General features: G+C 46.6%; 9 protein-coding genes. 7 read left to right on the top strand and 2 right to left on the bottom strand.

What is annotated here, in order from left to right; translation table 11 throughout:
- Positions 1-34: 34 nt before the first annotated feature.
- Positions 35-1,777 carry an amidohydrolase gene (locus tag IY568_RS16890; RefSeq protein WP_194868185.1) on the bottom strand — a complete coding sequence of 581 codons (1,743 nt, stop codon included), beginning with the start codon at positions 1,775-1,777 and terminating at the stop codon, positions 35-37.
- Positions 1,778-1,848: 71 nt separating this feature from the next.
- Between IY568_RS16890 and IY568_RS16885 the strand changes: the two genes are divergently transcribed.
- The 5 genes from IY568_RS16885 (at position 1,849) to IY568_RS16865 (ending at position 11,464) form a co-directional block, all read left to right on the top strand.
- Positions 1,849-2,529, top strand: a complete 681-nt coding sequence (locus IY568_RS16885; RefSeq protein ID WP_194868184.1) for a response regulator transcription factor — start codon at positions 1,849-1,851, stop codon at positions 2,527-2,529.
- Positions 2,526-3,740, top strand: coding sequence for a sensor histidine kinase (locus tag IY568_RS16880; RefSeq protein ID WP_194868183.1), 1,215 nt, complete (start codon positions 2,526-2,528; stop codon positions 3,738-3,740). Before IY568_RS16885 ends, IY568_RS16880 begins: the two co-directional genes overlap by 4 nt.
- A 336-nt stretch (positions 3,741-4,076) precedes the next feature.
- On the top strand, positions 4,077-8,240 hold the full coding sequence (locus tag IY568_RS16875; RefSeq protein WP_194868182.1) for a response regulator: 4,164 nt from the start codon (positions 4,077-4,079) through the stop codon (positions 8,238-8,240).
- On the top strand, positions 8,218-9,102 hold the full coding sequence (locus IY568_RS16870) for a CheR family methyltransferase (RefSeq protein ID WP_194868181.1): 885 nt from the start codon (positions 8,218-8,220) through the stop codon (positions 9,100-9,102). Before IY568_RS16875 ends, IY568_RS16870 begins: the two co-directional genes overlap by 23 nt.
- Before the next feature lie 229 nt (positions 9,103-9,331).
- Entirely contained in the window at positions 9,332-11,464 is a 2,133-nt protein-coding gene (locus IY568_RS16865) for an EAL domain-containing protein (protein WP_194868180.1), read from the top strand.
- Here IY568_RS16865 and IY568_RS16860 read toward each other — a convergent pair.
- Entirely contained in the window at positions 11,416-12,249 is an 834-nt protein-coding gene (locus IY568_RS16860; protein WP_194868179.1) for a hypothetical protein, read from the bottom strand. The genes IY568_RS16865 and IY568_RS16860 overlap by 49 nt on opposite strands.
- A 112-nt stretch (positions 12,250-12,361) precedes the next feature.
- Here IY568_RS16860 and IY568_RS16855 point away from each other — a divergent pair, with 112 nt between their 5' ends.
- The gene (locus tag IY568_RS16855; protein ID WP_138538408.1) at positions 12,362-13,288 is read left to right on the top strand and encodes a hypothetical protein; all 927 of its coding nucleotides are present in this window, start codon (positions 12,362-12,364) and stop codon (positions 13,286-13,288) included.
- Between the two features lie 580 nt (positions 13,289-13,868).
- On the top strand, positions 13,869-15,896 hold the full coding sequence (locus IY568_RS16850; RefSeq protein WP_194868178.1) for a methyl-accepting chemotaxis protein: 2,028 nt from the start codon (positions 13,869-13,871) through the stop codon (positions 15,894-15,896).
- The last annotated feature ends 6 nt before the right edge of the window (positions 15,897-15,902 follow it).

Genomic DNA, 15,902 nt, shown 5'->3' with positions numbered 1-15,902 from the left:
GACAATAAGGGGCTTAACTAGCCCCTTAATTAATTTAGCGCTGGTAAATAATTTCGCCATCCAGCAGTGTCATTACCACTTGTGTATTGCGGATCTCGTTGGCGCTGGCTTCGAATAGATCGCGGTCAATGACCACTAAATCGGCTAATTTACCCACTTCAATACTACCGACTCGCTGCTCCTGTCGCATCGCATAGGCACTGTTTAGGGTGTAAGCTTCAATAGCTTGCGCCAGTGAAATGGCCTGTGGTTGGCGTGACACCGCATTACTTAAACCGATAAACGGGTTAAACGGGCTGACATTCCAGTCACTCGACAGGGTGAGCGTGGCCTGATTGTCGGCCAGGCTGCGAATGGGCACCAGATCCTGGGCACGCTCCGCGCCAATCAGTGGGATGGTGTCAGGCCAGTGGCTCGGGTCGGTAAAATCTCCGGCGACTTGTGCATCAGCAATCACATTCAGCTTGGCAAAGCGCGGTAAATCATCAGGGTCAACGACTTCCAGGTGCGTGATGCGGTGACGGGCCTGACCATTTGAGGCATTTTCAATGGCATTTAACGCTTCGTGAATACCACGATCGCCAATCCCATGAATGTTAAAGTCAAACCCTGTTGGCTCCAGTGCTTTGATGTATTTTTCAAGCCGTGCCTGAGTAAAGTAATTGAGGCCACGATTGCCATCCAGTTCAAGCCAGTTCTCCAGGTAAGGTTCATGCATGGCTGCGGTGGTATTGACTAAAATGCCATCCATATAGAATTTGACCTGATTTACCTGTAACAGCTCAGCTGAATTGCTCTGATATAAAGATTTGAGTTTGGCAAGCTGAGTGTTGTCGTTCATTTGCGGATATGCCCATAGGCCAAGCGAAACACGTAATGTCAGCTTGTCTTCATCTGCAACGCGTTGCCAGGTTTCCAGGTGACCGCGTTGCCAGTAGGTGCGGGCGTCACTTATGGAGGTGATCCCCGCCTTGTTAAGCTCTGGCATGGTGTATTCAAGCAGGCCAAGGTAGTCACTTTGTGCAGCATCTGGAAGAGACTGCATTGCCAGCTCCATGACCTGATTTCCGGCATTGTCGTACAAAATACCATTCAGCTGGTCTTGTTCATTGCGACCCAGCACACCCCCAATCGGATCTAAGCTTCTGGCTGACAGGCCCGCAAGCTCCAGCGCTTTGCTATTAACCCACATGGAGTGAGAAGTTTGTTCCATGATAATCACAGGTCGGTCTGGCACGGCTTCGTCGAGTACTGCCAGAGGTGAGTCGGACATTTCCAATAGGGTCGAGATTTCATGGCCATAGCCAATCAACCAGCTAGCGGTAGGGTGCTGACTGGCGGCATAAGCCACTTCGTCTATGTATTCCCCTGCCGTTGCAGAGGCGGGTACGGTAAATTGGGTGGCTTCAGAAGCAGATTCAAGCGGGTGCATATGCACATCATGAAACCCTGGAAGCATCATTTTACCTTGTAGGTCAATATGCTGTGTTGTGTCATTGATATACATTTGAGCTTCTTCGTTGCTCCCGACCAGGACAATTTTATTATCCTGAAGTACCACCGCCTGTGCCCAGGGTTGCTCGGCATTAACGGTGTAAATTCGCCCGTTGGTGAACACCATGGACGCGCTGTGCGCTTCATTAGTTTGCTCAACATTTGGCGTTGTTGAAGTTGATGGGTTTGTGGTTTGGCTGTTGGATTGATTGTCAGAGTTACAGCCACTGAGGGCTAAACCGGCTATCAGAAAACTGCTTGTGATCATCTTTGTTGCTCGCATTGTTGACTCCTCATTGATGCCGATACACTATCAGTAGCATGGTAACCACAAAGTAACAGTATAGAGGTTAAATGCTGATCTTATTGGTTGAAGACGATGCCGTACTGGCAGCGCAAACGATAGACTTTCTCAATGCTGAGGGAATCGAGGTGGATTATGCCGCAACGCTGAGCTGCGCGAAAGACATTGCAGCGCAAACGGCCACTTTCGATAAATATGATGCGATCGTGCTGGATATGGCGTTGCCTGATGGTAATGCGTTGAGTTTATTACAGCAGTCGTTGGCCGGGTTTGATGCGCCTGTATTGTTTTGCACGGCGGCAACGGATCTGGATGACAAACTGGCTGCTTTTGCGGCAGGGGCACTGGATTATATGACCAAACCCTTTGCCCTGCCTGAACTGGCGGTTCGAATTAAGTTGTTGGCGGGCAAAGTAAATAAGCACAATCAAGTGTTTGAGCTTGGCAGCCTGCATGTGGATTTTTCGGCAAAAATAGTTACCCGTGGCAGCCGCACCATTGTTTTGTCACCCCAGCAATGGCAACTGCTTGCTTTACTGGCGGAGCAGGCCCCGGCTCCTGTTTGCAAAGCGCAGATCTTGCGCCATGTCTGGCCTGACAGTGAGGTCAACAACAATATGTACAAGTCACTATTGACCCGGCTTCGGCATAACTTGAGTCGTGACGACGAACCCTCAGTCATACAAACACTTAAGGGTCAGGGCGTTGCATTGAGAGAATCGAGTTCATGAGGCAAAAAACACTCAGGTGGTATCTCGCACGATGGTTGTTTGCCTTATTTGGACTCTTTTCCTTAATTTGGATCTGGGTGGCCAGTCAGGTGTATCACTATGCCTGGGATGGGACCTCAGAATATTATCTTTATCAGGACCTTGAGGTAGCGTTGTCTGGACAGCTGATGTTGCCATACGAGGATGGTGGTAAATTGATGGGGAATTGGCAAGATTTACCCACAGACTATCAGCAAGCTTTAAGTCAGCATGGGCTTGGGCCAGAGGCAAAGGAGCAGGAAATCTCGCAACTGCTGACGCTGTCAGATGATTATTTATATACTCTACGCTATACAGAAAGCGCCTTCGAGCCGCTGTATATTATTCATCGTATTAGCGGCCAGGATTCGCCAAGTCTGGTGGCGGTATTCATTGCGCTGACGCTGGCCTTGTTGATACTCGCTGCAGTGACTTGGTGGCCAATACACCGGCGTATTGCGCGTGAATCCGGGCGACTGACAGCGTCTTTGCAGAGTGTATCTTTACAGGAGAATGAAACTCAGGCAGCGCAATTTGAAGAGTTCTCTTACCACTCGATTCTCGCTGCAACGGATTCGTATGCACAGCGTTATGCGCAGCAACAGGAACGGCTTTATTCCGCTTTTTTAAGTCATGAACTTAACACACCGCTGGCTCAGATCCACAATACGATCTCACGTTTTGAACAACTTGATGAGCTTCCTTTAGATGCGTTACCTTTGCTGACCCAGCTTGAAGAGGCCGGGCAGGATCTGGCTTCGCTGAGTGAAGCCATTTTGTTGTTGTGTAAAGCCGATCAGGTGCGGCTGACGTCAACTGACCTCAATGTATTTTTGCAAACATGGCAACAACACTGGCAGCAACAGGGGCTCAGGATCACGCTGGAACTCCCATCAGAGCCGATAAGTAAGCCTGTGCAGTCGCGTTTGCTGAATCTCCTTCTGGAGCAGATTGGCAAAAACGCGTTGCAACATGGTGAGGGCTCGCTCAGTGTGTCGTTGGACAGCGATGGAATGATCTTCACGAATGGTATCAGCACACAGCAAACGCATCAGGGGCAGGGGTTAGGCACTCGCATTGTGTCACGCGTGTGTGCTTGTTTTGGCTGGCAGGCACAGCATAAACCGGGTCAGTATTACACACTGACAATCCATTTTTCCGGTTACCATGGGGACTTATTTTCACAAGTCTGATGTGCTCATGCTCATTTGCGTGTGGCTATGCCAGCATTTGAAATGCAGCCAATGATAGCAATAGCAATAGCAATTTGTGGGCAGTATTGAGTCCCATTTTTGAAGTCAGATACACAAAACGTTATTGAAGACGCCTACACTGAGTCTGTCCACTTTATTTGATTACCCTTAAACCTATTGGCACAAGGCTTTTTGCGTGGTTTTGCATCGAAATAGTGCTATTCACTATGTGATGGATAATTGACCAAAATATTCCCCATGTTCGAGAGTCCGTGACTATACTCTGAGTGATCATTTTAGAATAAATGGATCTACCGATTTGAGAGTGAAGGAATAATGGAGTTTAACACCTTAAGCACACGAATAAGCACCGGATTTGCACTGGCTTTTTTGATCCCCGCCACCATTGTTATTGCGGCGCTTTTTCAGTTAGCTGAGCTGGAGCAAAGTAGCACTCAGTTTAGTACGAATGAACTGGCCAGCGTTAAGCATATGCAAGCACTGAGATCTAATTTCGAGGACTCTAAACTCGAGCTGAAATCCTGGATGGCAGGGGGCGGTCAGCAACACTTGCAAGGGCGACGCGAGGCCTGGCAAAACATTGACGAGTCTCTGTTTAAGATTAAAAGATTGTCCTTGTCGGCCTTGAGCCGGGACCAGGTTGTCAGGCTTGAAGCAAAGCTGGGTGAAGCCAGGCTAGTTCAGCAGCAAATAGAAGCCGTCGCCCAAACCGAAGAAAACTTCCCAGGGTTACAAATTCTCTTTAATCAGGCGATGCCCAGAGCTGAGCGGATCCAAAATGCGGTAACGCTATTGATTGAGCGGGAAGAGGAGCTCTCTGCGGGAGAGCAGCGCAAGCAACTTCTTAAGCACCTGGCAGACTTCAGGGCCAGCTTCGCGATTTCCATGAGCGCTGCAAAGGCGTTTTTGCTCAGCAATCAGGAATCCTATTTCAGGGATTTTGAGGAGCATTACTCCTGGCATGAAGATGCCTGGTTAAATGTCCAGCAACAACAAACCTTGTTGGACGAGCAGCAGATAATGCAATTTCAGAAAATTATGCGTTTACGTGTCGAATATTGGGCGTTGGTACGAGACATGTTCGAGTTCAGACGCAGTGCTGATTGGGATCAGGCAGAAAGCATCTGGCAAGCGCAATTGGGTCCGTTAACGCGCGCACTCAAAAACCAGCTGATTGAAATCGAAATTGCGCAGCAACAGCTTGCAGATAACAGCCTGATGTCTAATCAAAATAGCTTAGCAGAGTTGTCTTTATTCTCGGTTATTGCTCTTGCCCTGGCAGCAATGATAACAACACTTATCGCGTACTTAATTAACAAGCAGATAGGGCAATCGATTAATCAGTCAATTGAGGTTGCAGAGCAAGTTGCTGATGGCGATTTTAGCACCAATGTACAGCTTCAAGGTAGCAAAGAGGTGAGGCAGCTGTCCCGCTCACTGGCAAAAATGACGGAAACACTACGTGCCATCACCCGCCATGCAAAAGAAATAGAAAAAGGGGACTATACTCAAGACTTTACCCCAAAAGGACCACAAGACTTACTGGGGATAGCGCTGAATGCGATGACCAAAAATTTGCGTAAAGCGTATCAACTTTCGCAAGCGCAAACCTGGTTAAAAGCAGGGCAAGCCGATATTGCTGAGCGTTTAACCGGTAGCCAGTCTGTGGTTCAAATTTATCAAATTGCCTGTGATTTTTGCACTGGCTATTTGGAAGCTGAAGTAGGTGCTTTGTACGCAGCACAAGGCGAAACTTTCCAGTTAAAGGCCAGTTATGCTTATCAATGTCGAACTACCGAAAATACTGAATTTAAACTCGGAGAAGGGCTGGTTGGGCAGGCCGCGTTAGAAAGCAAGTTATTGTATCTTAAAGAGCTACCCGTAGATCATGTGTCGATTTTGGTAGACTCGGGCCTGGGGCACTCTGCTGCACGGCAAGTGGTTGCTGTGCCAGTAAAAGACAAACGGCAAAATGAAGCTGTACTGGCAGTAATTGTTGTTGCCAGTGTTAAGCCGTTTTCTGCAGAGAGCATTGAGTTGCTTGAGCTGTGTGCGGATAGTATTGGACAGGCCATTGCATCAGCTCTGTCACGTGGCAGGCTACAGGAGCTTTTGGATGAATCGCAGCAGCAGGCAGAGGAGCTTGAGTCTCAGCAGCAAGATTTAAAAGCGGCCAATGAGGAACTGGAACAGCAAACACAGGAGCTAAAGTGTTCGGAAGAAGAGCTCAGAGAGCAAAGAAGCCGCCTGACTCAAACCAATACGGAATTAACAGAGCGTACGGACACCTTACAGAAACAAAAAGTCGAAATCGAAAATGCCCGTATTGAATTACAGCATCGTGCAGAACAGTTGGCCGCATCCAGCAAGTACAAGTCTGAGTTTTTGGCCAACATGTCACATGAATTACGGACGCCGCTGAATAGTTTGCTGCTACTGTCGCAATCTTTAGCCAGAAACTCGGAAGGTAACTTAAGCGACGATCAGCTTGAAGACATTGAGGTCATTTATAACGGTGGCCAGTCTTTATTGACGCTAATTAATGAAATTCTGGATTTATCAAAGGTTGAGGCGGGTAAGCTAAAACTGATCTCAGACAGGGTTGATTTGCACGGCTTTGTGGCTCGACTGAAGAGGCAGTTTGAGCCGCTTGCTAAAGAAAAGAATCTGGATTTTAAGGTTTCTATCTCTGCGTTGGCACCTAAAGACATAGAAACGGATGAGCTCAGACTGGAGCAAATATTACGCAATTTATTGTCTAATGCATTTAAGTTTACGGACCAGGGGCATGTTGAGCTATGCATAGGGCCACTCGCTGGTGATGTTCAATTCAGTAATTTGGAACAGACCCCGGGTGACTGTCTGAGCTTTGTCGTTAAAGACACAGGTATTGGCATTGAGCCAGACAAACAACAAGCGATTTTTGAAGCTTTTCAGCAAGCGGATGGATCAACTAGCCGAGCCTTTGGTGGTACAGGGCTGGGACTGACCATATCGCGAGAGTTCAGTAAGTTGCTGGGTGGCGAGATCCATCTGACCAGCGAATTGGGGGCAGGTAGTACTTTTTCTTTGTATATACCGCGTCAAAAACAACTAGACTCTGCGGAGCAAGTTACACCTGTGCCACAAACTGAGGTGCACAAAAGTCAACCGGAGCAGCAAAATGATTTTGTGAAAGTGCATGATGATGCCTTGCTGGCTGAGCCGCTGTCTCAAAGCGTAGCTGGCATTAACTCTATCGTGACTACTGACGCTCCGCCCGAGCCGGTTCCTGAATATGCAAGTACAATTTTGATTGTTGAAGATGATAGCCAATTTGCCAGTATTTTAGCTGATATTGCGCGCAAGCATCAGTTTGAACCTGTGGTATGTGCTCGAGCCGATGAAGCCTTAGACAAGGTACGACAAGCGCAGCCTAACGCTGTGATATTAGACATTGGATTGCCAGATATGGATGGGATGGCATTATTGGATACGTTGAAGTCTGAGCCTAAAACACGCCAGATCCCGGTTCATATTGTATCGGGTAAAAATAAAGATCCAAAAGCGCTACAAAAAGGGGCAATCGACTTTTTAACTAAGCCTGTCTCTTTGGATCAGATGGAGCAGGTCTTCGCTAAGTTTGAAGTTTTGCTACAAAAACACATTAAGCACTTACTCCTGGTTGAAGACGATACACATGCATGTAAAGTGATTAAACAGGTCTTACAGCAAAAGGGATTACAGCTCCATGTTGCAAATGATGGCAGCACGGCGATGCAACTTTTGAAACAACATCAGATTGACTGTTGTATAGTTGATTTGAATTTACCGGACATATCGGGCTTTGAACTGCTCGAGAAAATGGATGCTGAGGCGGGCCTTATATTGCCACCGATCATTATTTACACCGCGCAGGAGCTGAGCCGGGATGAATACCATCAGCTGTTGCGATTTACCGATAAAATTGTACTGAAGACAGACCATGCTCCGGTGCGTTTGCAAGATGAAGTTGAGCTTTTTTTGCATTCTGTTGAGCAGCAGTTACCACCCAGTGTCATTGCTGCAAAGCGCAGCGATATCGTAAGTCAACCTGTTGACTTGTCGGGCTTTCATGTTCTGTTGGTGGATGATGATTTGCGAAATACGTACGCCTTATCCAAGTTGCTGAAGGAGCAGGGACTGGATGTTACTATGGCTGACAATGGTCAACTAGCCCTGGAGAAGCTCCAGCAGAGTAAGCAATTTGATTTGGTCCTGATGGACATTATGATGCCCATTATGGACGGCTTTGAAGCCATGAGGCATATTCGCGCGGATATTTCACAGAGCCTCCCGATTATTGCGCTAACAGCAAAGGCGATGAGTGAAGACAAGCAAAGATGCCTGGAAGCTGGGGCCAGTGACTATCTCGCTAAACCGGTAGATATCAATGTATTGATATCTATGATGAAAATCTGGTTATATGAAACGCAAAATGCAAGCGACAGACTCCATTGATATGACCCAGTTATCAAGCCGCGAAAGCAAGCTGACTCCTGAGCAAATGTTAGAAGTCGATATTTTGCTGGACGTTTTGTATCGGCGTAGTGGTTATGATTTTTCACAGTATGCGCGCAGTACGCTGATAAGACGCTTACAAAATTGCATGCTTATGGATGATGTTGCCCATTTTTCGCATTTAATTCCCAAGGTGTTGTATGAAAAAGGGTATATGCACAAGCTGCTGCAGGAATTGTCAGTGAGCGTGACGGAGTTCTTCCGAGACCCTGCGTTTTTTAAGTCTCTTGAGCAACATGTATTTCCTATCCTAAAAACTTTCCCCTACTACAAAATTTGGCATGCTGGGTGTGCCACCGGGGAGGAAGTGTATTCTCTGGCAATGTTATTAAAGGCCCACGGCTTATATGACCGGGCTAAGATATATGCAACTGATTTTAATGACCGGATTTTGGACAAGGCCAAAACGGGTATTTTTACTGAGGAAACGATACGTCAGGGGGAGAAAAATTATAACCAGCTGGCAATATCCAGTACTACGCCGTTCCATGAACATTTTTCTACACAATATCACAGCAGCAAAATTCGTATGGAACTGGCCAGAAACATTGTGTTTGCTAATCACAACCTGGTTTGTGATGGTGTGTTTGGTGAAATGCAGTTGATACTTTGTCGAAATGTTATGATTTACTTTGATAACTCGCTGAAGCAGCGAGTTATCAATTTGTTTGATCAGAGTTTGCACCACAGTGGCTTTTTAGGTCTGGGACGGCTCGAAAACCTTGATTCTCTTGATTCCAATGGCCGATGGCAGTTACTTGATAATGCGGCTACCCTTTATCGAAAAATACCCAGAGTGTGATGTCTATTCGAGATTGTTTCTGGCTGTGTTAATCAACACATTAAGTGAAATAAAAATAGTAAATTTAAGCGTTTTTGCCCAAGGGTTGTACCTTTTTTGGGTGTGCCTGTCATGGTTGCAGGTTTGAACTAGGACTAAAGGCGTAGGAAATTTTAAATAGCCTGGGCTTGTCAGTGTGGTTTTTATACTAAGCTTGAAAGAGCGGGAAAGACACAACCCAGGATGATTTATGGAAGCGATACAGCAAAGTCGGTTGCAGCAAGACGACCTTACCAAACCCACGATTTTGATTGTCGATGACAGGCCCGAAAACCACAGAGTAGTGAAAAAGATCCTGTCGGATATGAACGCTAATTTTCACTCGGCAGAGTCGGGCCATGAGGTGCTCTCATTGGTATTACGGCATAAGTATGCTGTTATTTTACTTGATGTGATGATGCCCGGTATTGATGGGTTTGAGACGGCCTCTTTGCTGCGTATGAATGACGAAACTAAGCACACACCTATCATATTTATCACCGCGGCAGATCATACTGAAGCGCTGGAATTTAAAGGCTATGAGGTCGGGGCGGTTGATTACCTGTTTAAGCCAATTAATGCTCATACGTTACACAGTAAAGTGCAAGTCTTTCTTGAACTGGAACAGCAAAGAACCAAGCTATTACAATCTTTTCATGATATCCAAGCGCTTGAAAACAAAAATCGGTTATTACTCAAGTCCATCGGAGAAGGCATTTTAGGTGTCGACACTCATGGTCAGATTACGTATACGAACCCTGCAACTGAGAAAGTGCTTGGCGTGAGCGAAAATACCTTAGTCGGGGCTGATGTGGCAGAGTTTATTTGTTTGCCGACGTCACTGGCCGGCAATGCAACCTGGGAGAACTGCAAGATTTTTGAGCACTGCGCTAAAGGCTACACCTACCGGGATTCATACGGGTTATTCAAAGACAGTGACAATCGCATGTTCCCTGCCGAGTTTATTGCCACGCCTATCTACGAAAACAAGACGTTGTTTGGTGTGGTCATTGCCTTTCAGGACATCAGTCAAAAACGTAGCATTGAGGAGCAACTGAGTCGCTTGTCTCAGTTTGATACTTTAACGGGACTGGTTAATCGTAGCACTTTTGAGAAACACTTGCAGCAAGCAATTAAACGTAGCCTCAGACATGACCGGGAGTTCTCACTTCTGCACCTTGATCTGGACCATTTTAAGCAGGTCAATGACCAGTTTGGCCATGAAGTGGGTGATATTTTACTTCAGGAAGTAGGCCATCGAATTGTAAAAACGGTCAGTGATGGTGACATTGTTGCCCGCGTTGGCGGTGATGAGTTTGTGATTTTACTGGAGAATTTTATAGAACAGCATGTCAGGAATGAAGCGGTACTTGCCGAGCATTTACTCGGCCATTTGTCGGGCGCTTACCTTATTCGCGGGCATGAAATTTACATTGGCCCAAGCATTGGGATTGCGCGTTTTCCGGGCGCCGGGGAAGACAGTGTTAGTGTATTAAGGGCCGTTGAGCTGGCGATGTACCGGGCCAAAAAGCAAGGCGGGCAGAACTTTCAGTTCTTCACTGAAGAGCTTCATTTACAGGCACTGGCATCGCTGGAATTAGAGCAAAAGCTACGTGCAGCGATTGAACACCAGGAATTTGCACTGTTTTACCAACCTCAATGGGACATTCTTAATAATCGTGTTAATAAGGTAGAGGCGTTGTTACGCTGGTTTCCAGCGGATGGCAGCAGGCTGGGTCCTGATGTATTTATCCCTAAACTCGAAGAAATGGGAATGATCAATAAAGTGGGTGAGTGGGTGGTCGAACAGGCGTGTCGTCAGGCACAAAAGTGGCGAGCTGAATACCCTAACCCGCCCTGCATCGCAGTAAACTTATCTATGGATCAGTTGCAGCGAGAGGAGCTGCCTGAGGTGGTATTTTATCTGTTGCAGAAGTATCAATTACCGGCTGACGCCATAGAGGTGGAAGTAACAGAAGGGATGATGATGCAAAACCCTCAGCAGGCAATCGAAATCCTTAATGCGTTTCAGCGCCTGGGTATCTCCGTCGCGATTGATGATTTTGGAACTGGTTATTCGTCGTTTAGTTATCTCGTGCACCTGCCGATTGATACATTAAAAATTGACCGTGAATTCATCCGTAAATTAGGTGAGGATGATAAATGTGAGATGGTCGTGCGCGCCATCATAAGTTTGGCGCACAACATGCATCTTAAAGTGGTGGCCGAAGGCGTAGAGACAGAGCAGCAGTTAGCATTTTTGTTGGAGCAAAAGTGCGACTATATTCAGGGCTATTATTTTGCCAAGCCAGCTTCTGCGGCAGAGGTTCGACTTGAGGTTTGAGCCTGGGTTATCGCAACCAGAGGTAAATGAATTACAATGGCCTGCGACGTAATATAAATGGCCCAGTTGATAGCTCTGATCTGAGGGTAATAACCTTGTCCTTCATTACCAAAGATCCAAAACTGGCCGATAAGCGCATCTGCAACGGTCGCTAATATCATACCGAGTGCCAGAAAGATTCTCGGCGTTTTTGGTATATCAGAGCTGATAAGTAAACACAGACCTAATAATGCGGCTTGTGCAATGACTATGGCATAGCCGCCGGTTAATAGCGTGACATACCAGCCACTGCCTGGTAAGTGCATATTTAAGTAACTGAATAAGGCCAGCAGCGATGTAATTAGCATGGTAACTACAAAGTAAACCACCTGAGTGCCCGAATAGCCCAGCAAACGCCAGCAGGCAAGAAATAAGAAGAGATAGCCGGGCATAAAAAACCACACAGAGTCTGCGAGATAATCATGTTTTACCACGGCACTATGCTGGAAGTAGTTTTGAGCCAGATTGAAATTAACAACGTCGCCTGCCAGACAAAACATAAGAGAAAACACAACCAGGTTTGCAAGTAGCCGATAAGTATGTGCGTATTGATGTTGGCTGATAACTTGTCTTATTATTAAGCAATTGCACAACAATAAAGTCAGGATTAATGCTTCAAAACTCAATACCCAGTTGCGTGTTTCACCTTCCACGGACCACACGCCGAGCAGGGTGAATATGAGGTCGAGTATGGCGAGTGCGATGATTAAGACACTTATTTTTACCGTATGCCAGCGGGCAACCATCCTGAGTCCTTGTTGTTATGTTGGCCTATTTGTTAGAGGTACAACTTTTAACAGTATTCTCGATGCAAAAGCAATGCTTTTTGTGTAGATTGCCAGGCTTGAGAGGAAATATATGTCACAATTGAAAACCACACTGTCGTTTACTTTTTCGGTCTGTGCGCTTAGTGTCGCGCTCTACAGCCACTTTACCCACTCTCCAGTACTTAGTAGTACATCTGATGTTCAATCAGCAGAAAATGTATCGTTGCAAGGTCACAGCGAACAGTATACGCCTGTCGAGGCAGGAAGCTTGGTTCAAAAACAGCAACATATTGAACAATTAGAGGAACAAGTGCGTTACTTACAGGAGCGTGTTCTCGAATTAGAGAATCGCACGTTCTCAGCGCCAGCGTCTCCTGAGGCGCTTGAGGATTCTGTATTGGCAATCCTGGAGAAGAAAGAGCAGAAAGAACGTGCCGCACACAGACAGAGCAATCCGGTTTATGGCTTTTATGAAGACCTGCCTGATGACTACGAGATGCGCCTGAAAACCGATCCTGAGTATGCGGATAAACTGAGCAGACAATTACAGCAAAAAGTGCTGGATGAGAGTTTACCTGTGATTGACCGCTTGTCGGCAATGGGCCAGTTACAGATGAATATGTATGTGCTGAATCGTACGCAAATGGACACCATGAGCTACGACACCGTGGACGCTGTGATTAAAATCAGCCGCGGCCAGTATGATGATAAACTCCGAGTTCAGGCGTTGGATGTAGTTGCACAAACGCCTGTGGTAGACGCGCGTATAGCGCGTTCTTTACTGGATATTGTTGAAAAAGAAGACAACGATTACATGCGAGCAACGGCTGCAGAAGGCCTGATGTCGCAATATTATCAGGCTAACGATGAGCAATATCCAGGCCTTAAAAGGCAGCTGGCAAACGATATTCTAAAATTATACGACAATGATATTGATAATCAGGTTTATAACCTGATGCAGCGTATGATCGGAGACGAAGACCTGCTGGAACAAATTCGCAAAGATGCCAACAAGTAATGTTGGTAATCAGTCAGGTTTAAAGTTTCTCCCTCTTTGCAGGTATGTTGTTCGACATGTCAGCCTCGTAGCTTTCGTAATGTATACAAAAGCCAGGAGTAAGCTGTATTTATCAGAATGATAAGCGATAAGGTGTCACTTGCTTATTTGATGGATGTGATTGTATTTGAGGTGCCTCAGAAAAGGGGTCAAAAACTGCTTGAGTATATTTTTTCGCATTCACAATTCAAGACTAGTCAACTGGCTGTCGCGCACAAATAATGCGCGGGGCTACATCAACAATATGGGTTATGGTTTTCGACGAGCCAGAAAGCAATATGACAATGCCAAGCAAGGTGTGAACTGTAAAATCGAGATCTCATTAACTCTGATAGGTTAAAACAGCGTACTAACGGGCCAGCTTTGTCAGCTATTTTAGTTAGGCTGAGTTGAATTGAACGACTAATATGGGTAACCACATTTCGCAGTGTAATAATTACTTCTATATTTATATTGTATTTTTCATCAATAACTCGCGTATTTAACACTGTCATCTAGCTGTATATAAATAAATTAGGTGGTAGTAAAGGAAGGTATAGCCATGTTGCCGTTGCGGCTTTCCATAAAACACAAAATCACCCTGGGCTTTGGTGGAATTGGTATGTTGCTGGTCATTGCCAGTGCGCTGGCTTATTGGGCACTGTTAGAGATCCAACGTGCCAACCATAAAGTAACAGACACCGCCCAGCCCATCTTGCATGCCGCCGAGCAGTTTCAGCAACAGCAACTTAGGATCAGTAATCTGGTATCCAAGGCATACAGTGCGAGTGATGAAAGGGCAATACAGCAGATCCAGAAAGCATTTAACCAGGCTGAAGCACGCGCGCAGTCGCTATTTGATGAATTAGAAATGCGCTCGGCAGATAATCCCGGCGTGGTGCGGCCGCTTCGGGAAGTTGCTACAGTGCGTACTGAATTGCGACAATTCTCAGAAGCTTTGTTCGCAGCACGTCTGGTGCAATTTCGCGCGGGCCACACTATTCAACAAGGCGTTGGCCAGTTTTTTGAACACAGAAATACTGCGGGTACAGCGATGTTGGATATCGAGCTAATCGAAACAACGGATACCCGGCTGAGAGATGAAGTTGCGGGGACCGGGATCCGCATTGATGATCTGCTGTTTACGCTGGAAAACAATGTGCAATCTCTGGCGCAACTAGGCTCTGATGCCCTTGCGACGCACCGCGATGACGTTGGCTTTATTATTGATAACATCAGTGACAACCTGACATACCTGAAACGTCAGTCTGCCGGGCTGCCTATCGAATCATTACTTCAGCAGTTTGAACCGGCCTGGGAGCACATTGCTCGTCAGTTAAAAGAGCCTGGCACTTTGTATCAGGCGCTTGAGCGGCGCCACCGGGGCCAGCAAACCGCTATGGAGAGTTATCGGCGTGCTGAGCAGACCTTTACCGACTTGTTTGACCAGATTGATACCATCCAAAGTCAGGCCCAGAACCAGTTTGATTTGTATCAGCAGGCATCAGATCAATTGATTGAAAAAGCTCAAAATGCGGCGCTGATATTAGTACTGGTCTTCGCCATTTTAGCGGTCTGGATCGCACTGTCTACCAGCCGTGCGATGCTTATCCCACTGGCGGCAGTAAATAAAATGCTGAGATATATAGCCAGTGGAGATTTTTCCAGGCAGATAGTCAAACGTCAGGATGATGAGTTTGGCACTCTGACTGACAACATCAATCAGGTAAAGCAAAGCCTAAGCAGTTTGTTGGAAGAAATTGATACTCAGGTCTATGAATTGAAAAACTTAGCCGGCTCATCATTGGCGCGCAGCCAAACACTGACCAGCCGGGCAAAGGCTCAGGTTGAGCGGACAGACAATGCGTTGAACATTGCGTCTAATATAGCCAACAGTGCTGTTGATGTATCTGAACAGTCACAAGATGGTGTGTCTGGGCTTAAGCATGCACAGCGGCTGAATCAGGAAACGGCTCAGAGCGTTATGCATAATAAAGAAAAAATCATGTCTTTAAGCAGCACGATGACTGAATCAGTGGGAGCGATGGACGGACTCAGAGGCCACAGCGAAGATATAGGGAAAATCCTTGATACGATAGTCGCAATTGCTGAGCAGACTAATTTACTGGCATTAAATGCGGCCATCGAGGCTGCAAGGGCCGGTGAACAAGGTCGTGGCTTTGCAGTAGTGGCTGATGAAGTCAGACAGCTCGCTATTCGTACACAAAATGCCACGCAGGAGATCAACAAGATGATTGCGAATCTGCAGGCCGATACGCACACTACCGCGACTCTGATCCAAAATGGGGAGCAGGATGTTCGCGCGTGTGCCCAGCAAAGCGAAGTGCTCGCCAGTAACATGGCGCAGGTCAGTGAGGCCATAGAACAAGCAACCGCATTGAGTGAGCGGGTGCTAGAGGCCGCAAATCACCAGGCAGCACATTGCGAAAGTATTGCCGGGTTAATGAAAGATGTTCAGGAAACGGCTGCTCGTAACTCACAGGAAATGGGTTTCATGGCCAAAGACAGTGAGTCACTTAGTGGCTTTGCAGCCAGGCTGACCCAGCTTATTGAGCGCTTTAAGCTCTAGCTTTTT

This window comes from Pseudoalteromonas sp. PPB1, assembly GCF_015356275.1.
Taxonomy (GTDB): domain Bacteria; phylum Pseudomonadota; class Gammaproteobacteria; order Enterobacterales; family Alteromonadaceae; genus Pseudoalteromonas; species Pseudoalteromonas rubra_D.
Note: the sequence above shows the minus strand (reverse complement) of the source record. Positions and strands in the feature narration are given on the sequence as shown.